General features: G+C 54.3%; 17 protein-coding genes and 1 other annotated feature. Of the genes, 16 read left to right on the forward strand and 1 reads right to left on the reverse strand.

Going from position 1 to position 25,847, the window contains the following annotated elements:
• The first annotated feature begins 1 nt into the window (after position 1).
• Positions 2 to 1,303 carry an NAD(P)/FAD-dependent oxidoreductase gene (locus tag K0J45_RS11235; RefSeq protein ID WP_220042629.1) on the forward strand — a complete coding sequence of 434 codons (1,302 nt, stop codon included), beginning with the start codon at positions 2 to 4 and terminating at the stop codon, positions 1,301 to 1,303.
• Positions 1,304 to 1,315: 12 nt separating this feature from the next.
• Here K0J45_RS11235 and yoaA read toward each other — a convergent pair whose 3' ends face one another.
• Positions 1,316 to 3,241: a DNA repair helicase YoaA gene (yoaA, locus tag K0J45_RS11240; protein ID WP_220042630.1), complete on the reverse strand. Its 1,926-nt coding sequence runs from the start codon at positions 3,239 to 3,241 to the stop codon at positions 1,316 to 1,318.
• A gap of 280 nt (positions 3,242 to 3,521) precedes the next feature.
• Positions 3,522 to 3,642 (forward strand) — a sequence feature (His leader region).
• A gap of 68 nt (positions 3,643 to 3,710) precedes the next feature.
• On the opposite strand from yoaA, the gene hisG reads away from it, so the two are divergent.
• The 15 genes from hisG to K0J45_RS11315 all read left to right on the forward strand — a co-directional run bounded on the left by hisG (position 3,711) and on the right by K0J45_RS11315 (position 25,220).
• Positions 3,711 to 4,610 (forward strand): ATP phosphoribosyltransferase, encoded by a 900-nt coding sequence (hisG, locus tag K0J45_RS11245; protein ID WP_011865995.1) that lies wholly within the window; start codon positions 3,711 to 3,713, stop codon positions 4,608 to 4,610.
• 34 nt (positions 4,611 to 4,644) lie between these two features.
• Positions 4,645 to 5,946, forward strand: coding sequence for a histidinol dehydrogenase (hisD, locus tag K0J45_RS11250; protein ID WP_220045283.1), 1,302 nt, complete (start codon positions 4,645 to 4,647; stop codon positions 5,944 to 5,946).
• Between the two features lies 1 nt (position 5,947).
• Positions 5,948 to 7,030, forward strand: coding sequence for a histidinol-phosphate transaminase (hisC, locus tag K0J45_RS11255; protein ID WP_220042631.1), 1,083 nt, complete (start codon positions 5,948 to 5,950; stop codon positions 7,028 to 7,030).
• Positions 7,031 to 7,097: 67 nt separating this feature from the next.
• Positions 7,098 to 8,165 (forward strand): bifunctional histidinol-phosphatase/imidazoleglycerol-phosphate dehydratase HisB, encoded by a 1,068-nt coding sequence (gene hisB, locus K0J45_RS11260; protein ID WP_220045284.1) that lies wholly within the window; start codon positions 7,098 to 7,100, stop codon positions 8,163 to 8,165.
• Positions 8,162 to 8,836: an imidazole glycerol phosphate synthase subunit HisH gene (hisH, locus tag K0J45_RS11265; RefSeq protein ID WP_220042632.1), complete on the forward strand. Its 675-nt coding sequence runs from the start codon at positions 8,162 to 8,164 to the stop codon at positions 8,834 to 8,836. Before hisB ends, hisH begins: the two co-directional genes overlap by 4 nt.
• Positions 8,833 to 9,570 (forward strand): 1-(5-phosphoribosyl)-5-[(5-phosphoribosylamino)methylideneamino]imidazole-4-carboxamide isomerase, encoded by a 738-nt coding sequence (hisA, locus tag K0J45_RS11270; protein ID WP_220042633.1) that lies wholly within the window; start codon positions 8,833 to 8,835, stop codon positions 9,568 to 9,570. The genes hisH and hisA overlap by 4 nt, the downstream gene beginning before the upstream one ends.
• Positions 9,552 to 10,325: an imidazole glycerol phosphate synthase subunit HisF gene (hisF, locus tag K0J45_RS11275; RefSeq protein ID WP_220042634.1), complete on the forward strand. Its 774-nt coding sequence runs from the start codon at positions 9,552 to 9,554 to the stop codon at positions 10,323 to 10,325. The genes hisA and hisF overlap by 19 nt, the downstream gene beginning before the upstream one ends.
• Before the next feature lie 28 nt (positions 10,326 to 10,353).
• Positions 10,354 to 10,974, forward strand: a complete 621-nt coding sequence (gene hisIE, locus K0J45_RS11280; protein ID WP_220042635.1) for a bifunctional phosphoribosyl-AMP cyclohydrolase/phosphoribosyl-ATP diphosphatase HisIE — start codon at positions 10,354 to 10,356, stop codon at positions 10,972 to 10,974.
• 486 nt (positions 10,975 to 11,460) lie between these two features.
• Positions 11,461 to 12,540 (forward strand): GGDEF domain-containing protein, encoded by a 1,080-nt coding sequence (locus K0J45_RS11285; RefSeq protein WP_220042636.1) that lies wholly within the window; start codon positions 11,461 to 11,463, stop codon positions 12,538 to 12,540.
• 411 nt (positions 12,541 to 12,951) lie between these two features.
• Positions 12,952 to 13,692, forward strand: coding sequence for a response regulator (locus K0J45_RS11290; RefSeq protein ID WP_220042637.1), 741 nt, complete (start codon positions 12,952 to 12,954; stop codon positions 13,690 to 13,692).
• A gap of 6 nt (positions 13,693 to 13,698) precedes the next feature.
• Entirely contained in the window at positions 13,699 to 15,951 is a 2,253-nt protein-coding gene (locus K0J45_RS11295) for a tetratricopeptide repeat protein (protein ID WP_220042638.1), read from the forward strand.
• A gap of 540 nt (positions 15,952 to 16,491) precedes the next feature.
• Positions 16,492 to 18,309 carry a S8 family serine peptidase gene (locus tag K0J45_RS11300; RefSeq protein ID WP_220042639.1) on the forward strand — a complete coding sequence of 606 codons (1,818 nt, stop codon included), beginning with the start codon at positions 16,492 to 16,494 and terminating at the stop codon, positions 18,307 to 18,309.
• Positions 18,310 to 19,110: 801 nt separating this feature from the next.
• Positions 19,111 to 22,587, forward strand: coding sequence for a S8 family serine peptidase (locus tag K0J45_RS11305; RefSeq protein ID WP_258406834.1), 3,477 nt, complete (start codon positions 19,111 to 19,113; stop codon positions 22,585 to 22,587).
• Between the two features lie 81 nt (positions 22,588 to 22,668).
• Positions 22,669 to 23,838 carry a proprotein convertase P-domain-containing protein gene (locus tag K0J45_RS11310; RefSeq protein ID WP_220042641.1) on the forward strand — a complete coding sequence of 390 codons (1,170 nt, stop codon included), beginning with the start codon at positions 22,669 to 22,671 and terminating at the stop codon, positions 23,836 to 23,838.
• 275 nt (positions 23,839 to 24,113) lie between these two features.
• Positions 24,114 to 25,220: a phosphoribosylaminoimidazolesuccinocarboxamide synthase gene (locus K0J45_RS11315; RefSeq protein ID WP_011866009.1), complete on the forward strand. Its 1,107-nt coding sequence runs from the start codon at positions 24,114 to 24,116 to the stop codon at positions 25,218 to 25,220.
• The last annotated feature ends 627 nt before the right edge of the window (positions 25,221 to 25,847 follow it).

Genomic DNA, 25,847 nt, shown 5'->3' on the forward strand with positions numbered 1-25,847 from the left:
GATGAGTGCAAAGATCCCAAGAATCGTGATAGTGGGCGGCGGTGCCGGCGGACTCGGCCTGGCCACCCAACTGGGACACAAGTTAGGCAAGAAGCAGCGGGCAGAGATCCTGCTGATAGACAAGAACCGCACTCATATCTGGAAACCCTTGCTCCATGAGGTGGCCACAGGTTCACTCGACGCCGACCTCGACGGCGTGGTCTACTCCGCCCATGCGGTGAAACATGGCTACCAGTTTCAATTGGGGGAGCTCACCGGGCTGGACCTTCAAGGCAAACGCCTGAAGCTTGCCGCCATCAGCAACGATAAGGGCGAGGCACTACTGCCCGCCAGAGAACTAGAGTACGACACCTTAGTTCTGGCCGTTGGCAGCGTCAGCAACGACTTTGGCACCCCGGGCGTGAAGGAGCACTGCTTCTTTCTCGACTCCCACCACCAGGCGAACCGTTTTCACAACGCCCTGCTCGACAGCTTCACCCGCATGCATCAATCGGAGGAGCAGCAAAAACTCAATATTGCCATCGTCGGCGGCGGCGCGACTGGGGTGGAGCTGTCCGCCGAACTCTACCATGTGACCGATCTGCTCAAGAGTTATGGCCTGAGCAAGATGACCGCCGACAGGCTGAGTATCACACTGATCGAGGCGGGCCCGCGCATCTTACCCGCCCTGCCCGAGCGTATCGCCGCCTCGGCCACCCGCGAGCTGATTAAGCTGGGCGTGTCGGTGCGACAAAACACCCGCATCGAAGAGGCGAGCTCTAAGGGCTTTGTCACCGCAGACGGCGAGTTGATCGCCGCCAACCTGATGTTATGGGCGGCCGGGGTCAAGGCGCCTGATTTTATCAAGCAGATAGAGGGACTTAACCTCAATCGCGCCAATCAGATATTGGTGCGTCCTACCCTACAGGCCCAGGGGCACGACGATCTCTATGTGATCGGCGATTGCTGCGCCTGTGAGCAGGCCGATGGCAGCTTCGTGCCGCCCAGGGCGCAGTCGGCGCACCAGATGGCCCAGTGTGTCGAGCACAATATTCTCAATGAGCTCAGAGGTTTGGGTCTCACCGAGTATGAGTATGTGGATCACGGCTCCCTGGTTAACCTGTCACGCTTTAGTACCGTGGGCAGCCTGATGGGTAACCTCACCAAAGACAGTATGTTTGTCGAGGGAAAGATCGCCCGCTTCATGTATATCTCCCTCTACCGCATGCACCAAAAAGCAATTCACGGCCTGGCCAAGACCATCGCCCTCTGGTTGGTGGAGAAGATGATGCGAGTGGTGCGCCCACGGATGAAGCTGCACTAAGCAGGCTTAGCGCTAGTCTATGGTTTGTAGGAATCGCACCGCACTGTCGAGATCCCGGGTGCGATGCATGGGCGGCAGCGAGTTGATAAAGGCCTGACCATAGGGGCGATTGACGATGCGATTGTCGCACAGGATCAACACGCCCCTGTCTTTCTCATCTCGAATCAGGCGGCCGACGCCCTGATTAAGCGCTATCACCGCCTGGGGCAGCGACAAGGTCATGAAGGGATCTTTGCCCTCTCGCTGCACCCCGTCTGCCCTGGCCTTGTAGAGATTATCGTCCGGCGAGACGAAGGGCAGCTTGTCGATGATGACGCAGCTCAGCAGCTTACCGCGTACATCCACCCCCTCCCAGAAGGCACCTGTGCCCAGCAGCACGGCGTTGCCCAGCTGTCGATACTTCTTCAAAAGCGTCTGCTTGCCCGCCTGCCCCTGCACCAGGAGCGGATAATCGACCCGCCCCTGTAACATCACCGCCACTAGGTTGAGCATGCGGTGGCTGGTGAACAGCATGAAAGTGCGCCCCTTGGCGGCGTTTATCGCCTTTACCGCCACCTCCACCAGCTGCCTGGCGGCCCGCTCCTGACTGGTAACCGACGCCAGATGGCGCGGCACACAGAACAGGGATTGGCGCCGATAGTCGAAGGGACTGTCCAATATACTCGTGTTGGCCTTCTCCAGCCCCATCGCCTTGGTAAACAGCGACAGGTCGCGATTGATCTGCAAGGTGGCCGAGGTAAAGATCCAGCTGACATCCGGGCTAAATAGCGACTGACACTCCTTAGCCACCTTGATGGGCGAGATCCTCAAGGTCAGGTGCTGATAACCATAGTCTATGCTGTAGGCGCTATCTGGGTTATCGCATTGAATGAACACGGTTAATTTGCTGAGCAGTCCATCGATTTTTTCGACGCCATCATCGAACGCCTCGTGACGGCCAAGATAGCCCAGCAGCATGGTGCGATAGGCGGTCAGCTCAGACACCAGTGCCCAGGATGCCTCCATTAAGGCCTTGTCGCCGATAAGCCTTCGCCAGTCACGCTCCTCGGTGGCAAACAGCAGCCCCTGCCAATGGATCAGCTGAGTATGGCAGCGGGCCGTCATGGCGCCAATCTGCGGTGAATCGGCCATATGATTGCGATAGAGTTCGTTAAAACGTTCCAGCAGGCGGATGAGGCTCTTGATACTGAGCTGCTGACCGAAGTAAGTCACGGCGATATCTGGCAGCAGATGCGCCTCATCGAAGATCACCACGTCGCTGTCGGGGAGCAGCTCGGCAAATCCCGTCTCTTTTAGGATGCGATCGGCGAAAAACAGGTGATGGTTGACCACTATGATTTTGGCATCCAGCGCCTTGGCGCGGGCCTTGCGGGTAAAGCAGGCCTCATAGTGATCGCAGGCCTTACCTATGCAGGACTCTTTACTGCTCACCACCAGCGGGATCGCCGGGGAGTTTTCCGGCACGGCGTAGAGGCTGCCGATGTCGCCATCCACCGTCTGGCTGGCCCACTGATCGATTCGCAGCAGGTCGTCGAGGATCTTGCCATCGTTCACCTCGACGCCGCTGAGCTGCTTCTCCATCAGGTATTGGCACAGGTAGTTGCTGCGCCCCTTGAGCAGGGCCACTTTGGGCCTGATCCCTAAGATGTTGAGCAGTGCGGGCAGATCTTTAAAAAACAACTGCTCCTGCAGGTTCTTACTGCCGGTGCTGACGATGATCTGCTTACCACTGAGCAGCGCCGGCACCAGATAGGCGTAGGTCTTGCCCACGCCCGTGCCCGCCTCGACCACCAGGTTGTCGCCCTTTTGCAGGGTCTCACTCACCCGAGTCGCCATCGTCTGCTGCTGGGCACGACAGCTATAGCCCTTGATATGACGGCTTAAGCTGCCATCTGGGGCGAATACCTGCTGTACATCTTGGGTCAGTCGTTTATTCAATGAATGGCTGATGATAGTTAATGTTTAAAATGACATGCTGGCATTATGCGGATTTTCTTACCCAGTACAAGCCACAAAGCACCCGCGATAAAGAATCAGGAAATCATTGAGATCCCATGGGGATATTGCAGTGTTAGTTGAATAATTTTCAATCGACCCAAATTAGCGCTTGCATACACCGAAAAACTTGATTAGTTTAAATACAACTTAGGGCAGACACTGCCCATTGATACGCACTAAGCGAGAGAAGACAGAACATGACACAGCGTTTGAATACTATCCATCATCACCATCATATGCGGTAGCCTTCGGATGCTTACTGCCGGAGGACTATTTCCTTCTGGCGGTTGATTCAAAAGCGATCTAAGACCCCTGGAAGGAATTCCGGGGGTTTTTAGTTTTTAGCTTAAGATTTTGTTTTAAAACGATTTAAACAATTTTACTGAATCAACAAATGAGGAAACATCCTATGTCAGAGTCAAACCGATTACGTATCGCCATTCAAAAGTCCGGCCGCCTGTCCAAGGAATCCCAGAAGCTGCTCAAGAGCTGCGGCATCAAGTTTAACGTTAACGAACAACGCCTCATCGCCCACTCTGACAACATGCCTATCGACCTTTTACGGGTTCGTGACGACGACATTCCCGGCCTGGTGATGGACGGCGTGGTCGACCTTGGTATCATAGGCGAGAACGTCCTCGAAGAAGAGCAGATCGAGCGTCAAACCTTGGACAAGCCGAGCGAGTGCATCAAGCTGCGCCAACTTGATTTCGGCGCCTGTCGCCTGTCGCTGGCAGTGCCTACCGAATTTCGCTATCAGGACGCCAGCTCGCTCGAGGGCCTGCGCATCGCCACCTCCTACCCTAACCTGCTACGCCGCTACATGCAGGAGAAAGGCATTAGCTATCGCGACTGTATGCTTAAGGGCTCGGTGGAGGTTGCCCCCCGCGCTGGCCTGGCCGACGGTATCTGCGATCTGGTCTCAACTGGCGCAACGTTAGAGGCCAACGGCCTGTACGAGACTGAGGTGATCTACCGCTCCATGGCCTGCATCATCCAATCGACCCAGGAGCAGAGCGAGGCCAAACAGGCGCTGATCGATAAGATCCTTTCCCGCGTCAACGGTGTGGTGCGCGCCAAAGAGAGCAAATATATCCTGCTACACGCCCCGACCGAAACACTGGATCAGATCGTCGCCCTACTGCCCGGCGCCGAGAACCCGACCGTACTGCCGCTGAACGACGACACCAATCGCGTGGCGATCCACGCAGTCAGCAGCGAAGATCTCTTCTGGGATACCATGGAGGCCCTGACCCAGCTAGGTGCCAGCTCCATCCTGGTGATGCCAATCGAAAAGATGATGGGATAACGCCATGACAACAAACACCATGACATCCAAACAGATGCAGCGCCTCGACTGGCAGGCGCTCGATGACCAGGCAAGGCGAGAGGCGCTGTCGCGCTCGCCCCTGATTGGCGATGCCAACCTTGAGCAGCAGGTCAAGGCGATCATCGACCAGGTGGCCAGCCAGGGCGACGCAGCGCTAAAAGCCTTCTCACAAAAATTCGATAAGGTAGAACTCGACGCCCTGCGCCTTAGCGAAGCGGCTATAGCAGCCGCCACCGAGCGAGTGACGCCCGAGATCAAGGCAGCTATCGAGCAGGCCAAACAGAACATCGAGACCTTTCACCAGGCCCAGGCCTTCAAGGGGATCGACCTTGAGACCCAAGCCGGAGTGCGCTGTGAGCTGCGAAGCGAGCCTATCGAAAAGGTGGGCCTGTATATTCCCGGTGGCAGTGCGCCGCTCATCTCTACCGTGCTCATGCTGGCACTGCCGGCCAAGATAGCCGGTTGTGAGCAGCGGGTGTTGGTCAGCCCGCCGCCTATAGATGATGCTATCGTCTACGCTGCCAAAGCCTGTGGCATCACGGATATCTATCAGATAGGCGGCGCCCAAGCGATCGCCGCCCTGGCCCTAGGCACTGAGTCTGTGCCAGCGGTCGATAAGATCTTCGGCCCGGGCAACCGCTATGTCACCGAGGCCAAGCGCTTAGTTGCCCAGGACAGCCGCTGCGTGGTAAGCATAGATATGCCCGCCGGCCCTTCTGAGGTGTTAGTAATTGCCGATAACGAGGCTAATCCCGACTTCATCGCCGCCGATCTCCTCTCTCAGGCAGAGCACGGCCCAGACTCTCAGGTGATGCTGGTCACCGACAGCCAAACCTTGGCAGACGCGGTCAACCAGAGCCTTGGCGAGCAACTGGCAAGACTGCCCAGAGCCGAGATCGCTATGCAGGCCCTGAGCGCCAGTCGCACCCTAATTGTCGAAGATATGGCCCAGGCCGCCGAGGTTTCTAATCGCTATGGCCCTGAGCACCTGATCATTCAGACCCGTGCACCCCGTGATCTCCTGAATAAAATCCGCGCCGCCGGCTCAGTATTTCTCGGCGCCTACACACCAGAGTCCGTTGGCGATTACGCCAGCGGCACCAATCACGTGTTGCCAACCTATGGCTATAGCCGCGCCGTCTCCAGCCTGTCGCTGGCCGACTTTAGCCGCCGCTTTACCGTGCAGGAGCTGAGCGCCGAGGGCTTGCGCGGCCTAGGCGAGTGCGTGATAACCCTGGCCAGCGCCGAGCAGCTCGATGCCCACAGAAATGCCGTCGCCGTGCGCCTTGCCACGCTAACGGGCGAGGAGAAATAAGATGAGTGTAGAAGCTAAGATGAATGTTAACGCGACATCGCTCGCCGAGCGTCTCGCCAGACCCGAGCTCCTGACGCTTGAGCCCTATCAGTCGGCGCGGCGCATCGGCGGCGAGGGGCAAATCTGGATCAATGCCAACGAGTCGCCCTTTAATAACAGCGACCTGGACAGCCTTAACCGCTACCCTGAGTGTCAGCCGCCAGAGCTTATTACGTGTTACGCCGAGTATGCGGGCGTAAGTAATCAACAGGTACTCACCAGTCGTGGCGCCGATGAAGCCATAGAGCTGCTTATCCGCACCTTCTGTATTCCGGGGCGGGACAGCATCGCCTGCTTCGGCCCCACCTACGGCATGTATGCCATCAGCGCCAAGACCTTCAACGTCGGCGTCAAGGCGCTGCGCCTGGATAGTGAGTATCAGCTGCCACAAGCACTTTGCAGCCAGGTCGGCGATGCCAAGCTGGTATTTATCTGCAATCCCAACAACCCAACTGGCACTGTGATCGCCCCAGACGCCATAGAGGCGGTGATCCGCAGCCTGCCCGATACCTTAGTAGTGGTAGATGAAGCCTATATCGAGTTTTGCCCGGACTACAGCGTGGCAAGCCTGCTGGATAAGTACGACAACCTGGTGGTGCTACGCACCCTGTCCAAGGCCTTCGCCCTAGCCGGTGCCCGCTGCGGCTTCATGCTGGCCAACCCTGAGGTCATCGAGATGGTGATGCGGGTGATCGCCCCCTATCCCGTACCGCTACCAGTCGCCACGCTTGCGATAGATGCGCTAAGTCAGGAAGGGATAGCCCGAATGCAGACTCAGGTCGCTCAGCTCAAGGCCAATGGCCAACGACTCGCTGACGCCTTGCGGGAAGCTGGCGCCAGAGTGCTGCCTGCCTATGGCAACTTCGTTCTGGCCTATTTCGACCAGGCAAATGAGATAGAAGTCGATGAGATGCAGGCACGTCTCAAACAGGCGGGTGTGGTCGCCAGGGCTTACAAAGACCCGGCCCTTGCCGATGCGATACGCTTTAGCTTTGCCAGCGACGCCCAGACCGAGACGCTGCTTGCCATACTCAAGGCCGACTAATAGAGCCGCACCCAGCCAGACAATAACGACAAATTTAAGATAGAAGCAGATTTAAGGTAGAAGCATGATGAAACAGAAAATCCTCTTTATCGACCGCGATGGCACACTGATCGAGGAGCCGGTCACCGACAAGCAGGTCGATAGCCTGGCCAAGCTGGTATTTGAGCCTCAGGTGATCCCCGCGCTGCTTAAGCTACAGGGCGCCGGCTACCGCCTGGTAATGGTGAGCAATCAAGACGGCCTTGGCACCCCCTCCTTCCCCAAGGATGACTTCGATGCGCCCCAGGATATGATGATGCAGATCTTCAACAGCCAGGGGGTCAAGTTCGATGAGGTGCTCATCTGCCCTCACTTTGACGATGAAAACTGTAGCTGCCGCAAACCTAAGCTGGGTCTGGTCAAGGCTTACCTCACCGAAGGCAGGGTCGACTTTACCCAGTCTGCGGTGATCGGCGACAGAGAAACCGATCTGGGCCTGGCCGAGGCCATGGGCATCACAGGCATACAGTACAATCGCGAGACCTTGAACTGGGATGCCATCGCCGAACAACTCCTCGGGGGTAATCGCATAGCGACCGTGGTGCGTACCACCAAGGAGACCGACATCAAGGTCACTGTCGATCTCGACAGTCAGCTAAAGAGCAGCATCAATACCGGCATCGGCTTCTTCGACCACATGCTGGATCAGATCGCCACCCACGGTAACTTCAGGCTGGATGTGAGCGTCGATGGCGATCTTGAAATAGACGATCACCACAGCGTCGAAGACACGGCCCTGGCCATTGGTGATGCCCTCAGACAGGCCCTTGGGGATAAACGCGGCATCGCCCGCTTTGGCTTTAGCATCCCCATGGATGAAGCCAACGCCAGCTGCCTGCTGGATCTCTCGGGTCGCCCCTTCATCAAGTTTGAGGGGCAGTTCGAACGCGAGATGGTAGGCGAGATGGCTACTGAGATGGTGCCCCACTTCTTCCGCTCCCTCGCCGATGGCCTACGCTGCACCCTGCACCTCTCGACCCAGGGCGATAACGATCACCACAAGGTGGAGAGCCTATTTAAGGTCTTTGGCCGCACCCTGCGCCAGGCGGTGAAGGTCGAAGGTGACGCCCTGCCATCGAGCAAGGGGGTGCTATGAGCAAGTCCGATACCATCATCATAGATACTGGCTGCGCCAACTTGAGCTCGGTGCGTTACGCCTTCGAGCGGATCGGCGCCGACGTCGAGGTGAGTGACGATATCGACAAGATAAAGGCGGCCACCCGTGTGGTGCTGCCGGGCGTTGGTACCGCCAGGGCCGCCATGAAGGCGCTGAAGGATAAGAAGCTTATCGACACCATCTGCTCCCTCACCCAGCCTGTGCTTGGCGTCTGCCTCGGCATGCAGATGCTGACCAAGGCCTCACAGGAGCGCGGTGGCTTAAGTTACGGGAATAGTAGCCAGAACTGTCAATGCCTTGGGCTGATCGACACCAATATCGAGCAGCTGGACGCCAAGGGCCTGCCACTGCCCCACATGGGCTGGAATCAGATAAGCCCGGGCGATCACCCACTGTTTGCCGGCGTCGCCGAGGGCTGCTATGTCTATTTCGTTCACAGCTACCGGGCGCCGCTGGGCGATTTCACCATCGCCAAGTGTGAATATGGCGAGGGTTTTAGCGCCGCCATCGCCAAAGACAACTTCATGGGGGTGCAGTTCCACCCGGAAAAAAGCGCCGCGGTGGGCGCCACCATATTAAGAAACTTTATGAAAATGAATGCCGGCAGCTTTGCAGGTAACCACAAATCTACACAGGAGAGCGCCCAATGATCATCCCTGCAATCGATCTCATCGAGGGACAAGTGGTGCGCCTCTACCAGGGCGATTATGCCCAGCAGACCACCTTCGATCTGAGTCCGCTCGCCCAGCTACAGGCCTATCAGGCCCAAGGCGCGACCTGGCTGCATATCGTCGATCTGACCGGTGCGAAAGACCCAGACAGACGCCAGACCCGACTCATAGGTGAACTGGTTGAGAATCTCGAGGCCAACATTCAGGTCGGCGGCGGCATTCGCAGCGAGACCCAGGTCAAGGAGCTGTTAGATCTCGGCGTCAAGCGGGTGGTGATAGGCTCCCTCGCCGTCAAACAGCCAGAGCTGGTGCAATCCTGGCTCGAGACCTACGGCAGCGATGCCATCTGCCTGGCGCTGGACGTGAACATCAACCTGGCGGGTGAGAAGATAGTCGCCGTGTCGGGCTGGCAAAGCGGCGGCGGCAAGACACTGGAGTCTCTGGTGGCCACCTTCGCCCCCTTTGGCCTCAAGCACGCGCTGGTCACAGACATCAGCCGTGACGGCACACTGCAAGGCAGCAATACCCAGCTCTATCAGGAGATCGCAGCGCGCTATCCCGATATTGAGTGGCAGGCCTCGGGCGGTATCGCCACCCTGGAAGATGTGAGCGCCGTGCGTGATAGCGGCGCCAGTGGCATCATCATAGGCAAGGCCCTACTCATCAACAACTTTACTGTGAAGGAGGCGATCGCATGCTGGCCAAACGCATAGTTCCCTGTCTGGATGTCCGTGACGGTAAGGTGGTCAAGGGGGTTCAGTTTCGTAACCATGAGATCGTCGGCGACATAGTGCCCCTGGCCGCCCGCTACGCAGCGGAGGGCGCCGACGAGTTGGTATTTTACGACATCACCGCCAGCGCCCACGACAGAGTGGTGGACAAGAGCTGGGTCAGCCGCGTCGCCGAGCAGATAGATATCCCTTTCTGCGTCGCCGGCGGCATCAAGAGTATCGAGCAGGCGCGGGAAAAGCTGGCGTTCGGCGCCGATAAGATCTCGATAAACTCGCCGGCCCTGAGCGATCCCAGCCTGATCGATCGCCTGCAGGATGAATTTGGCCGTCAATGTATCGTGATAGGCATAGACTCTTATTATGACGCCGACACCGACAGCTACAAGGTGAAGCAATTTACCGGTGACGAGGCCGCCACCAAAGATACCCAGTGGTACACCCAAGACTGGGTGGAAGAGGTGCAGAGACGTGGCTGCGGCGAGATAGTGCTGAACGTGATGAACCAGGATGGCGTTCGTCAGGGCTATGACATCAAGCAACTCGCTATGGTACGCGCCATCTGCGACGTGCCCCTCATCGCCTCGGGCGGCGCCGGCACCATGGAACACTTCCTCGAGGTGTTCACCCAGGCGGGTGTGGATGCGGCCCTCGCGGCCAGCGTCTTTCACAAAGGGATCATTGAGATAGAGGCGCTGAAGCGATACCTGCTCGACAACGGCGTACAGATGCGCCTGTAACCGCCGCAAATTTGTTCAAGGAATTAAGATGAAAAACCTAGAAGATTTTAACAACTTAGATTGGGACAAACAGCAGGGGTTGCTGCCCGCCGTGGTCCAGAATCACCTCACGGGTAAGGTGTTGATGCTGGGCTATATGAACCAAGACGCGCTGGCTCAGACCCTAAGCAGCCGCAAGGTCACCTTTTTCAGTCGCAGCAAGCAGCGGCTGTGGACCAAGGGCGAAACCTCGGGCAACACCCTAGATCTTATCGCCATCGACAGCGACTGTGACAACGACAGCCTGCTGGTACAGGTGATCCCCAATGGCCCCACCTGCCACCTAGAACGGGAAAGCTGCTGGCCCGACGGCGAGGCGCACCCCTTTATCGACAATCTGGCGAATCTTATCGCCTCGCGCAGGGGACAAGATGCCAAGAGCAGCTACACGGCGCACCTGTTCGAGCGCGGCACCAAACGGATCGCCCAAAAGGTCGGCGAAGAGGGACTGGAGACCGCCCTCGCAGCCGCCACCCATGACAAGGAGGAGCTGATCAACGAGGCCTCAGATCTCATCTATCACCTGCTGGTGCTGCTTGAAGATCAAGACCTTAGCCTGGAGGATATCACCGCCAACCTGCTGGCGCGTCACAGCGCCGCCAGCAAATAGACTAAGGCTAGCGTAGCCATACAATCAAGGGCGTCCGGGAGAAGCGGGCGCCCTGATCTAAATCTTGCCATGACGGTTTATGACCCCCCCTCTATCCCCTTTTCTTACTCCTCTGGGCGACTGAATCCACTATCTCTAAAATCGACTACGCTATCTCTAAAATCCGCTACGCTATCGCAAAAATCCACTTCCCTGGCGTAAAAATCCACACCGCTATTGCAAAAATCCACTCTGGCACATAATATACATTCATATACAAAAGAATACATGGCGTAACAAACGGACTTATTGGCAACAAATTCATTACAAACTCACCGATGAAATGCCCACTGATGTTAGCGTTTAAACAAGAGGTATCCGGTTATGGCTAGGCGTTTTCGACAGCTCACACTCAAAACAACTACATGCTTTGCCTGTAGCTTAATACTACTGCTCTCTAGTCAAGTCGCGGCAAATGCTAGCCTTACTCAACCTCAGCCTATGCTCATGCCTTATGCACTCACATCTCACGCCCTCATGCCTGGCGCGTTGGCCGCCCCCTATAGCATGGTCGCCACCGCAAGCCCTAGACTCGATCAGAGCGGCAAACCATTCCAGTTTGCCCCGGCGCAATCTAACCTGGCTTCCGTAGGCCTTTCCCAAATTTCCAAGGCCTCAGCATCACCTCTGCACGACCCAAGCCGTCAGGTCGGCTTTGCCTCCTCATGGCTGGGCGAGCTCAAAGCCCATTATCCGAATCTGCTGCTTCATTATCTTGCGCCGCTTATTGCCATCGCCTTGGTGATGCAGCGGGTTTACAGACAGGCTAGTACCCTATCCAGAACACGACTGGAGCAAGCGATCGATGAACGCACTCAGGCGCTGCAACTTGAAAACCTGCGCCTGCAGGAGATGAGTCACAGAGATCCCCTGACCGGACTTAAGAATCGCCGCTTCATCGAAGAGATGATTGCCCAAGACCTGAATCGGGTCGACCGCAGCTATGACGCCACGCAGCTAAGGAATGAAGAGCTGCCGACCAAAGCCGACCTGCTGGCGCTCATCATAGATATCGATCACTTTAAGCCCATTAATGACACCTATGGTCACCTGGCCGGCGATCGCGTGCTGAGCCAGGTGGGTCAGCGACTGACGACTCTGTTTCGCAACTATGATTATGTGGTGCGCTGGGGCGGTGAGGAGTTTCTGGTGGTAGCACGCTTTATCGATCGCCAACAGATAAACCACCTCGCGGAAAAAGTCCGTCACGCCATCGAGTCGATGGAGATCGAACTCGACGCTAAGCGCACCATCAAGATCACCGCCTCGGTCGGCGCCGCACCCTACCCCTTCTCCACAGCCCAGGCGGACAGGATAAACTGGGAGCAGGTGATTCACCTCGCCGACATGGCGCTGTACCAAGCCAAGACAAGTTCGCGCAATACCTGGTTTAGTTACAGGGGGAGTGACCAGCTGCCTATCCCGGATGAGCTGCAATTAGACCCCGCCAAGATCCCTCGAATCGCTATGGTTTCATCTAAGCCTTTGTCCAGGCAGAGTCTCGATCTAAGGAAAGCCGCTCTTTAAGCAAAGCTTCTCGCCATCCAACCACAGCCTTATCTCGTTCTGAGTGCTAAGTGCTAAGTGCTAAGTGCTAAGTGCTAGTTTTATGTTTAAGGCAGGGAAGCCTTAAACTTTTTTATCTCCCCTCAGCTTCTAACCCTTCTAGTACGCGGTTAACTTATGTCGCTAACTTATGCAGCTAGCTTATGTCGCTGGCTATAGTTTCTAGCCACTCTTCTAAATTAAGCTTCGAAAATAAACGTCGAAAATAGGCTTGGAAAATAAGCCTGTTTGCCACTAAGTTGGACCAATTTTGCGCTAACTATTGCTTTCACAACAAGTTTTATATACATAAACATACATTAGAATACAAAAGTGATATATAATAACTGGCAATAAACCTTTTACAGTATTGCAACACTTCAGAGGGATATCGTGAAGGATAATAACTGGATACTGATTGTCGATGACGATGCCGATCTGGCAAACCTGGTCGCCGATTTTCTCGAGATGAACGGCTATAAGACCGAGATAGAACACAACGGTGCCAAGGCCGTCGAGCGCATCATTGCCGAGCAACCTATGTTGGTTATCTTAGATGTGATGCTGCCCGACATGGACGGCTTGTCCATCTGCCGCGCGGTGCGTCATGGCCATACGGGGATCGAAGGTAGCTACAACGGCCCTATCCTGATGCTGACCGCCCTTAACAACGATATCGACGAAGTTGCCGGCCTGGAGACAGGCGCCGACGACTACCTGGCCAAACCCGTGCGCTCCCGGGTGTTGCTGGCCAGAGTCCGGGCCCTACTGAGACGTAAGCCTGAGCCACCTGTCACCGAGAAGCTCAGTAAGCTGCACAGCAATAACGATAGCCTCATCGAGTTTGACGGCCTCAGCATAGATAAGAAATATCAACGTATCCAACAACATGGACAGGATATCGAACTCACCACTGCCGAATTTGAGCTGCTGTGGTTGCTGGCCAGCCGACCCGGCGAGATCTGCGACAGAGACTCTATCTCTGATTACTTCAGCGACCTGGGGTACGAGAGTTCCCACAGGACCATAGATCTCAGGGTGTCACGCATTCGCCGCAAGCTTGGCGACGATCCCAGCCACGCCACGCGCATCAAGACGATCCACGGCAAGGGTTATCTGTTTGTCGGAGACTGACGCTAGATGCGAAAAAAGCCCATTGCCTTACTACTGCTCGCGATACTGATCAGCCTAAGCCTGGTCGGTATCGCCGCACGTATGGATCCTCCCGAGGCAAGGGCCGACATCACAGAGCGAGAGGCGCAGCTGACGACGCTACCGGAAAACCAGCAGGGAGAGCTGCTCACCGCGCTGGTCAAACATTATCGCGACAACGACCCCCTCAAGAGCCTGGCCTATGGTGAACAGGCGCTGACCCTCTTCTCCAAGATCCCCGACGATATCCGTAAAGTCACAGTGCTGAACAACATGGCCTGGATATATGTCTCCCTGAGTCAGTATGAAAATGCTCAGCTGCGCACCGACCAAGCCAAACAACTGGCCAAGGCAAGCAATGACCCACATGGACTCTTTACCGCACAGACCATGCAGGGGATCATCTATTGGCGCAAAGCGGACTATCAGACCGCCCTCAAGACCTTCGAACAGGCGCAGGAGATAGCCAAGCAGGAGAAGAATCTCAGGGGCATCGCCAGCACGACCAACTATATGGCGATCATCTACCAGACTCTGGGGCAACCGGAGAAGGCGCTCGACTATTTCATACGCGCCTTCAACATTCAAAAAGAGGTGGGTGATGAGAAGAGCATTGCCGTCTCCCTCAATAACATCGCCAACATGTATGGCACCAGCGGCAACTATAGCCTGGCGCTGGACTATCAACTGCAGTCGAGGAAGATTCGCGAGGAGCTGAACGATCTGCCTGGCCTGGCGCAGATCCTAGGGAATATCGGCCTCACCTATTTCTATCTGAAGGACAGCGAGCAGGCCCTCTCTTATCTGCAACGCTCTCTGGGTTACTACGAATCCCTCAAGGATCAACAGGGCATAGCCGAGATCCACGGCAACCTCGGCATGGTCCATCTGCACGAGCATCAATTGGAGTCGGCGCTGTTGCAGTACCAAGAGGCCCTGGCGCTGGCCAAAGCGATCCCGGATACGGCGCTCGAGGCCAGGATCAACATAGATCTCGCCAATGCCTATATCGAACTCGATGACCCCGAGCAGGCCTTCAAGCAGATCACCACGGGCTTAGATCAGGCCAATAAGCTCGGCATCGTCTCTCTCAGCGCCTATGGCCTGCTGACCCTCGCCAAGGTGGAGAAGCTACGCGGCAACAGTGAACGCGCCCTCACCTTGAGTGCGGCGGCGTTAAACAGCTCCCAGCAGCTGCAAGATAAGCGTATCGTGCGCGACGCACACGAGTTTCGCTATCAGCTCTACAAACATCTCGGGCAGGCCGAACAGGCGCTGGCGAGTCTGGAAGCCTTTAAGCAGGTGAACGATGAGATGTTTAACTCTGAGAGCGACCAGAGAATGGCCTTTCTCCTCAGCCACTTCGAGGCCGAGCAACAGGAGCAGCAGATTAAGTTGCTGCAGGCCGATCAGGCGCTGCAGAAGACCCAACTGGCGCAACATACTTATCAGCGCAACGTATGGCTAGGTGGTCTGAGCGTCTTGTTTATCATCCTGCTCCTGCTGGTGAATCGACATCACCAGCGCAAGATCAACGCCTCCCTCAATCAGAACATTCAATCTCAACGTGAATTAATTCAAGCCGTTGCCCACGAGTTTAGATCCCCGCTTGCCCGGGTTCAGCTGGCCTTCGACATGCTGGAAGAACAGTTTGAGCAGGACAAACCCACTCGCCTCATCGACACCATCAACAAAGGCCTGAGTGAACTGGAGAAGCTGATCAAAGAGGCGCTGGATTTCATCCAGATAGAGAGTAAATCCAGGCCGTTGCACCTCTCACAGGTTAACCTCAATAAGCTGCTGGGTGAGTTGATGGACGCTAATAGTGTCCTCTATCCCGATAAGGCCTTTAAGCTGGAGGTTAACCCAAGTGAAGCTTGCCTGGTTAAGGCCGATAGCACCCAGATTACGCGGGCATTTTCCAATATACTGCGCAACGCGGCGCGCTTCGCCCGCTCTCAGGTACTCATTAGCCTCAAGCAAGAAAAGTCCCGTATCCTGGTCATCATAGAAGATGATGGTCCTGGGATCCCCACGGAGCAGAGAGAAAGGGTATTTGAGCCCTTCGTCAGGCTAGATCAAAGCCGTTGTCGAGATTCGGGCGGTATCGGCCTGGGTCTCGCGCTGGCCAAGAAGATATGCGAAGCCCATGGTGGCGCCCTCACCATCTCCTCGTCCCAGCTCGGCGGCGCCAAGTTGTCGCTCGCCTGCCCTTTAGTTAACAGAGAGTCTGATAACTAACATTCTTCAACCAAGGCAGCTGAACACTAAGCGGTAGAACATAAGGCAACGGAACATCAAGCGGCCGCTCACCAAGCTGCCACAAGCAAAGCCCCTGAAAACAGATAAGCTAGAAACAGAACGTCGGTAAAGCCTGTAGAAACAGGCCTATAAAACCGATGCGCTAATAGTGCCAGTTCGCTGCTCATCCCCCTTCCTCTTCTAATGCCGCTGCTAATCTCCCTGCTGATAAGCCAACTTTTCACGCCCAAGCGACGAGAATTTATCCGGTTGCATCCCAACATTTTCCGCCTAACGCACTAAACCACCCTAAAAAATGTTTGTTATTTGTTAAATACATTTGATCAAATGAATATCTTTGTATATATATGTATATTTAAAGCTGTAAATCTTGCAGAGAAATCCCCCTCAGCAAGGGGAACGGCGCCATGAGCCTAGCTCATCCCTACCACACACAATAACAACGAGGCACCTGAGCCGGCAGCGGTATAGCAGGATATGCGAGCTGCCAATGCAACAGGAAATCGAGGAGCATATAAGATGAAAATCAGTAAACTAGCAGGCATGATCTCACTAATCACACTGGGCATCGCCGCCTCGAGTCAGGCATCAGACAACCGCTATGTGGTTCAAGTCGATAATCAACACAAGGGCATAGTGAAGGCCCTGGCGGTCAAATCTGGCGCGATAATCGAACTCGACGGTGATGGCTTCTTCGCCGCCAGCTTTAACGCCCAGGATCTCGCCCAGGTCAAAGGCCTGTTAAACAATCCCCATGTGAAACTGGTCGAGGAAGACCAACGCCGTACTCTGCAGTCACTCTATCAGGATGATGCGGGCGACCCTATGTTGAGCCAACTCACCCCCTATGCCATCTATCAGTCTCAGGCAGATCAAGTTGATTTCGTGCCGGGCGCCGGCATTAAGGTGTGCGTGATCGACTCGGGCCTGGATAGAAGCAACCCCGACTTTAACTGGGGAGCCATCACAGGCGATAACGATTCCGGCACAGGCGATTGGGATGTCAACGGCGGACCCCACGGCACCCACGTTGCCGGTACCATAGGCGCTGCAGACAACGGCATAGGTGTCGTTGGTATGGCACCTGGGGTCGACATGTATATCATCAAGGTCTTTACCGCTAGCGGGTGGGCCTACTCTTCTGATCTGGCTCATGCCACTGATCTCTGTAGCCAGGCGGGCGCCAACATCATCAGCATGAGCCTGGGTGGTGGCGGTGCGAGCAGCATTGAATCTAACGCCTTCGAAGCCTTTACCCAGGCAGGTGGCCTGGTGGTCGCCGCTGCGGGCAACGATGGTAACAACGCCCGCTCCTACCCAGCCGCCTATCCCGCCGTCATGATGGTTGGCGCCAACGATGCCGATAACAATATCGCCAGTTTCTCACAATTTCCTAGCTGTAGCAGTGGCCGAGGCAAACATGCAACCCAAGATGAAATGACCTGCGTAGAAGTCACCGCCGGCGGCGTACAAACGCTGTCGACCTATCCAGCCAAAATGGCCACCATAGCCGCCATGTCGGCGGATGATGTTTTCTTCGAGGCCTCGGCCATGGAAAATATCGGCAGCGCCAGTGGCAGCACCTATTTCATGGGCACGGCCGAAACCTTAGACACCCGAGCCCAGGGCAGTGTCTGCGTTATCGATCGCGGCAACATCTCCTTCCATGACAAGGTCGCCAACTGTGAGGCCTCTGGCGGTATCGGCGCCATCATCGTCAATAACGTCGACGGCATGCTATATGGCACGCTGGGTGACGCCAACAGCACTCAGATTCCCGCCGTGGGTGCGGCGCTCAGTGACCGCACAGCCTTAATGGCAGCGACTCAGGCATCAGTGTCTATCGCTAGTGGCGATTACGGTTATATGAGCGGCACCTCGATGGCGACCCCTGCCGTGTCGGGCGTAGCGGCACTGGTGTGGTCAAACTTCCCAGAGTGTACTGGTAGCGAGATCCGTCAAGCACTTAAGGCGACCGCCGAAGATCAGGGCATACCTGGACACGATGAGTATTTTGGCTATGGCATAGTCAAGGCCAAGGCGGCTTATGACTATCTGCAAAGCAGTGGTTGTAATGGTCAAGGCGGCACGCCGGGAACCTTTAGCCTAAACGCCGAGTATGAATACGCGCGAGGCAAACACAGGGTTAACCTGACGACGGTCGCGGCATCGAGCCCTAAGGTTGACATCTACCGTAACGAGCAGCTCATCGCCACGGTAGCGGCAAACACCCTCTATACCGATAGCTTTGGTCGCAAGGCGACTGGCAACTTCAGCTACAAAGCCTGTGAGGAAAATACCCAGATCTGTACCGAGACCCAAAGCGTCAACTTCTAGTCACGGAGATTTGTCGCTGCAGCTAATCAAGGGCGATTTGGTAAGGTGCTGATAGCCTTAGAGATGAGTGCTGTAGCGGCTGACGCTAGCCATTGAGCAATAGCTCATCAAGCGTGAGCTCATTGGGCACTGTCTCGCTAAGAAAAAGCTCGCTAAGAAAAGGCTCGCTAAGAAAAAGCTCGTAAAGCACAAGCTGATTGAGCACAAACTCGTTAGACACGAGCGCCTTATGCGTAAGTAAATTGAAGGGCGGAGATCATCTCATTTGATCTCTGCCCTTATACTCTATGCAGCAGAGCTCACGCGATTAGACAAAGCTCGGCTAGACAAATCTCGGCTAGACAGGGCTCGATTAAACAGTGCCCGATTAAGCAGTGCCTGATTAAGCAGTGCCTGATTAAGCAATGTTAGTTGAAACCCAGTGTTTGTCGCCTAGGAATTCGTCGATCCTAGTACATTTCCCCAACTCATACACTGCCTCACCACTTCCACACTATATACAGAGCACTCCCCTTCTCGATCGCATCCATCTCCAATCAAATTATATTTTTTATAAATATCAGTAGATTGTGAGCACGGAGTCAGATTAACACACAAACATTGATATACATAAATTCACATTTAAGACGAATTTGTGACATTTTTGATAAACAAATGTTGATCAAAACCAAATCGAGGTATATAAATGTATACATATCGAATACATTTGTATGTGATATAGCCCTATTGAAGACCTCATCAAGTAACTGGGTGCGACAACACTGGGTACTTATAAATTTTATAACAACAGGAGAACAGTTGATGACTACACCCAAGAAATCATCTTCCAAGCTGCTCACAACACTATTAGGTGCCTCACTCTTAACTGGTTTGAGCCCTGTAGCACTGGCCGTAACCAAGGCGCCGCTGAAGGCAATGCCGCAGTACGATAACCAAAGCGTACTAGTCAAGTTCAAACAGAAAGTCACTAAGAAAGATCGTAAGGCGCTGACCCGTAACCTGGGCGTCTCTTTCAAAGATAAGAACAACGACGGCGTGGATGACCGCCTACGTAACATCGCCAATGGTCGCCTGGCCGTGCTGGATCTGGGCCAGGGTCGCCAGGTAGAGGCCGTCCTCAACAGCCTGAAAAACCACCCTCTAGTTGAATACGCAGAACCTAACTACATAGTACACACCACTGCGGTGCCCAACGATACTTCATATGCAAGCCTTTACGGCATGCAGAAGATCCAAGCTGAAACTGCCTGGGACTATGTGATCGGTGATTCTTCTGTTGTTGTTGGTGTGATCGACACCGGCTTCGACTTCAACCACCCAGATCTAGCTGACAACATCTGGACCAACCCAAATGAAATCGCGGGCAACGGTATCGATGACGACGGCAACGGCTACATTGATGATATCCACGGTATCTCAGCTATCCTGGATAACGGTAACCCGTCTGATACAGGTGCTCATGGCACTCACGTATCTGGTACTATCGGTGCCAAAGGTAACAACGCCCTGGGTGTTGTCGGGGTAAACTGGCAAACCAACATGGTCGGCTGTAGCTTCCTCGGCACAGGCGGCGGTACCCTAGCCGACGGCGTTCAATGTATCGACTATATGATCGGTCTTAAAAACGCCGGCAACAACATCCGCGTGCTGAACAACAGCTGGGGTGGCGGTGGCTTCACCCAAACCCTAAAGGATGCCATCTCGGCGGCCAACAATGCCGACATCCTCTTCGTTGCGGCTGCGGGTAACGATTCTGCAGACATCGACAACGGTGGTTTCTACCCTGCCGGTTACGATGTGCCTAACGTAGTAGCGGTAGCCTCTACCGATAGCGCCGACAACCTGTCTGGTTTCTCTAACTATGGCGATCAACTGGTTCACCTGGCTGCACCAGGTTCATTTATCCTGTCAACGACGCCTAACAACAGCTACGACACGTTCAGCGGTACCTCGATGGCGACACCGCACGTAGCCGGCGCCGCAGCCCTGATCCTGGCGGGTAACCCGAACCTGACCACGTCTCAGCTAAAAAGTGTACTCATGAATACTGGTGATGCGCTTACCGCTTTGCAAGGTAAAACCATCTCAGGTAAGCGCCTGAATCTTGCCAACGCCCTGATCGATTCAGGCGGAGCGGGTCCTTCTTTCTTCATGGAAGCAACACCAACTAAATCGACCGTCAACCAAGGCGACAGCCAAGCTTATGCTATCGATCTGGTGGCTGCGGGCGGTTTCAATGGCACAGCGACTATGAGTCTGAGCAGCGTACCTGAGCTCAACGCAGAAGTGGTATTTGCACAAAACCCAGTTGCGGGCGACACCACTAACACTATGACTATCAATACGACCGAGCAAACTGCGCCAGGTACGTACAACATGACGGTCAACGCCACCGACGGAGCCGTGTCTAAGAACATCAACCTGGAGCTGAAAGTATGGCCTCAAGGTACTGTTTCTACTATGTTGACCAGCAACCAAGTCGTGCCTATCAGCGATAACGATCCTTCATTCCCTGCAACCAGCAGCATTAATGTTCCATACGACATGACGCTGACTCAGGTTGAAGTGTTTGTTGACATCACCCACGCCTGGGCACCTGACATGCTTGTGTCTGTCATTTCACCAGCCGGCGAAGAAGTCATTCTGCACGACCGTGCGGGCGGCAATGGTACTGGCCTTGTTGGCAACTTTATTCCTACCGAATACGAGCTGGACAACGCATTGGGTGAGTGGACACTGAAAGTTGTCGACGAAGTTGCGGGCGACACGGGCGCTATCAACAGCTGGTCGCTAAAACTGACTGGCGCACCATCGGCAGGCACGGACTTCGTACCAAACGTACAGATAGCGACGCCTGCTAACCAAGGCGCGTACCTGACCGGTGAAACCGTCAGCTTCAGCGCAAGCTCAAACGACACCGAAGACGGCGACCTGACGTCTGGCATCGTTTGGACCTCAAGCATCGACGGCGTTATCGGTAACGGCGCATCGTTCACTAAGTCTAACCTGTCGGTAGGCGACCACGTGATCACTGCGACCTCTACTGATTCAGCAGGCCAGGCAAGCACAGAAACTGTTGAGCTATCTGTTGCCGATGCTAACACTACAGTTAGCGGTGCTAATAACACGGCTATTGCTATGCCTGAGATGGGCGGCAAGGTATTTACTGAAATCGACCTGCCTACTGGCGTTGCTATCGATGCAATCGAAGTCAATGTCGATATCTCGTTCGAATCGGTTCAATACCTGAACGTGTGGCTACAGTCTCCGTCTGGCACCCTGGTTAAACTGGTGACTTGGCGTCAGTTCTGGAACAAAGACCTGGTTAAGACCTTCAACCCGGTTGAGTTCGCAGGTGAGTCGAGCATGGGTACATGGCGCCTGTTTGTAGAAGATACCTCTAGCTACATCATGAATGGCGTACTGAACAACTGGAGCATCTCGGTTTCAAACGGCGACGCGGTACTTCCGCCTCCTGCTGAAAACACAGCGCCTGTGATGACTATCAATGCTCCTATGGGTGGTTCTAGCTTCAACCTGGGCGACAGCATCACCTTCGAAGGCAGCGCAATTGATGCCGAAGACGGTGACGTAAGTGCCGGTATCGACTGGTACTCAAACTTCGGCGGAAAGATTGGTACCGGTGGTTTATTCACGACTAGCTCACTCGTCGCAGGCGACCACATAGTGACAGCGGTAGCTCACGACTCTGAAGACGCATTCGACCAGGCACAGGTAAGCTTTACCGTGCTAGATGCGCCTGCTAACGAAGCCCCAGTGGCTGACTTCAGCTTCGCGACTAACTTCTTAGCGGTGCAGTTTAGCGACCTTTCGGGCGACAGCGACGGCGCGATAAGCAGCTGGTCTTGGGACTTCGGCGACGGTGCTAGCTCAACGCTAGCAAACCCAGGCCACAGCTATGACGCCGCAGGCATCTACACTGTCACCCTGACCGTTAGCGATGATGACGGCGCCGAGCACTCAGTCACTAAAGAAGTAACTGTAACTGAGCCATCTATCGTACTAGAAGGCAGCGCAAGCAGTGATGGTAGCCGTGTGGTAGCAAGCTTGTCTTGGACTTCGAAGAATAAGGTAAACTTCGATGTATACCGCGACGGTGCCCTAGTAAGCTCTGGTGTAAGAAAAACAAGCTACACAGATCGCTTCAGCTCTAGCGCTACTAGCTTCACTTACCAAGTATGTGAAACTGGCACAAGCACCTGTTCTTTAGAGGAAACCATTGTGGCTACTCCTAAGACTAAAGGTAGAAACAAGTAAGTTGTAACCCAGGGAAGGCTCTGCCAAGAGCCTTCCTTTTTTTCTATCTATATCTAATTTTAGCTAACGCTATCTAACGTTATGAAAAGCAATCACTCCGCCGCTGGATTGACCTACATCCAGGCCGGGCAGACACCCGAGGCACAAGCGGTGAACAACAACCGACTCTCCCTATTCGCGATACTCCTGCTATTTATGCTAACGCCCTTCACCCATGGCTCGAGCGAATTTCGCGCCTACCAGAGCCGCTATGACGACCCACTGCTCAATATGGTTGCCGAGGACAGGGAAACGCTTGAAAAGTTTAACGCCCAGAGCAAGGCAACTATCGGCTCAGTAGAGATAAAACCCAAACGGATAAGCGAAACGAACACAAAAAGCAAGACGCCGATAGCGAGCGTTCAAAAGGAGGCTTCAGCAACTCCAGAGGACAAGCCTACGGAATTGACGCCCGGTTTCGTGCTGTCGGTAAAAGAGAAACGCTTAAGCAGAGCTGCTGGCGAGACCGCGATTTATCACTTCTCGACACTTGAAGACAGGACGCTTGTAGACAATAGCCATACAGCTACAAGGTTAGCAAGCGAGAAATTAGAGGAACAGATATGCCTGAGCCTGGCCTCCTCGCTTCCCGGCGCCAGGCTCACTAAAGAAAGGATTCATCCTGGCGACACATTCAGCCTCTTGGTGCCATCCAATAGTGACGCCCAATGGGGCGACTACATGTTTACCGTGACCGCCTCTGCTGACGGCGGCAATTGGGTTAAACAGCAGAGCGTCAATCTCAGCCTGCTTCCCGGCGACATACGCGAGATACAGCAGGCCAACTTCACCTGGCAGCCCATCACAGACAATGTCCCAAAGGGAATAGAGAGCCGCATCACCGTCGAAGATGAACTTGCCGCCTTTGGCGTGCGCGTCTTAGTTAATGTCTCCCATACCTGGCACAGAGATCTTAGCATGACCCTCACCTCCCCCATGGGCACAAGCTATCAACTAGAAAGCGAAAGCTATGCTGCAAAAGAAAGTAAAACAGTAAAAGCTAGCAATTCGTCAAAAGAAAGCCATGCTGGAAGAGACAATCAGCATCGGGAATATCGTACCCTGGCCTTCAATCACGAGGCGATAAGAGGCGACTGGATCCTCCAGGTGAGTGACCTGGCAGCAGGCGACATAGGCACGCTAAGGGGCTGGCAACTCCTCATCTCGGGTTACTCGGCCGCCCAGCCACAAGATATAAGTGCTAGTCCTTAATCCTCCATAGACCAAAGTCCATAGTCCTTGCTGTAACATGAGCCAGATACGTACTGAATCACAGCTGACCAACACCCGAGAATCCTAGCCCTGAAAGCCGCCATTTCGCGCGAGAAAACGCCAATTTTATCGTGCATCTTACATTCACCTTCTTCCAATGAGAACACTCTGTTTTCGCAAAAGAATTAAAGCGAAAAAGCTGTTGTCCCATAGCAGTTCTGCTACAATTTCGCCGTAATTTCCTCCTCTAACATTACATATAAAAATAGTACCCTATGAATCAATCTAATAAAGTTCTAGCCGTTAACGATGATCTGCCCATCCGCACCGACAAGCCGGTACATTCAGGTAAAGTCCGCAGTGTTTATTGGTTAACCGCCGAAGACAGTGCGCGCCTGATCGAGCAGAAAGGTTATGACGTTCCCGCCGACACGCCGCTGGCGATCATGGTGATCAGTGACCGTATCTCTGCCTTCGACTGCATCTGGCAAGGCGAAAATGGCCTCAACGGCGTCCCTGGCAAAGGGGCGGCGCTTAATGCCATCTCTAACCATTGGTTCAAGCTATTTAAAGAGAAAGGCTTAGCAGACAGTCATATTCTGGATGTTCCACATCCTTTCGTGTGGATCGTGCAGAAGGCGCAGCCAGTGATGGTCGAAGCGATCGCCAGACAGTACATCACAGGTTCTATGTGGCGTGCCTACAGCAAGGGTGAGCGCGACTTCTGTGGTATCACCCTCCCCGAGGGACTGGAGAAGGATCAGAAGCTGGAAGAGGTGCTGATCACTCCATCGACCAAAGGTGTACTGACAGGTCTTGAGGGCGTCCCCGAAGCCGATGATGTTAACGTCTCACGTGCGGATCTGGAGCGTCACCTTGAAGGCTTCAACTTCCACAGCAAGGGCGATATCGACCTTTACGAGAAGCTGCTTAAAGAGGGCTTTGCGGTGATCAGCGAGGCCCTGGCCGAGCAAGATCAGATCTTCGTCGACACCAAGTTTGAATTTGGTTACGTGAAAGATGCCAGTGGTCAGGAAAAACTGATCTATATGGATGAAGTCGGCACCCCTGACTCATCACGTATCTGGGACGGTGAAGCCCGTCGTAACGGCAAGATCGTCGAGAAGTCGAAAGAAGGCTTCAGACAGTGGCTGCTAAACCACTTCCCAGATCCCGATATTCTGCTCAACAAGGAGCGTATGCCTGAGCGTTTCGCCCTGGCGCGCGACAACAAGCTGCCAACCGAGGTGATGATGGATATCTCTAACACCTACGTAGGCATCGCCGAGACCATCATAGGTCATAAGCTACACCTGAGCGAGAATCCTCGTCAGGAGATCATCGATATCCTGCGCGATGAGTATCAGCTGATCCAAGCCTAATGCCGCTAAGCTCCTGATGCTCAACTGGCATAATTTGCCAGGGCAAGATGAGATAATCAGGGCTGACTAGAAAACGAAGGCCAGCGTTCAACAGACGCTGGCCTTTTTATGCGTGTTTATCTGCGTTTCACCTGAGATTCGATTGGGCCTTTTTATTGGAAAGTCACCCAGAAGTGGTTTTATCATGCTTGAGCTTGAGCCCTAAAAGCCGCTAGCAATGGCGCTAAAACCTGCCACAGCTCGCTCATAAGACGATGATGAAAGAAAATTAATCTGCTAAAGCAGATAGGCGCGCCATCGAACGGCGACTAAAAACTCGCTTAATCTGCGCCAATGATTCGCTTTGCCCAAACATGACCAAGATGGCAACTTACCTCAGAGTGGGAAACCTCATACGCGGTCGGCCGGCATGGCTTAGCTCAAATAGCGCCAGCACATCCATTTAAATGATTTAACACACAATAACCATTAAAATCAGTATGATATACAAGCCTCAATCCACTCAGGCCTGGGTATTCGGTGGTGATAAAAGCTGCAATTCATCTCTAAACCGCCGCTTGCCTCAACTTTATAAAAGGTAAGGCAACGAAAATGAACATTAACTAACGAGAGACAAACAAGACAGGA

This window comes from Shewanella alkalitolerans (assembly GCF_019457575.1).
Classification (GTDB): domain Bacteria; phylum Pseudomonadota; class Gammaproteobacteria; order Enterobacterales; family Shewanellaceae; genus Shewanella; species Shewanella loihica.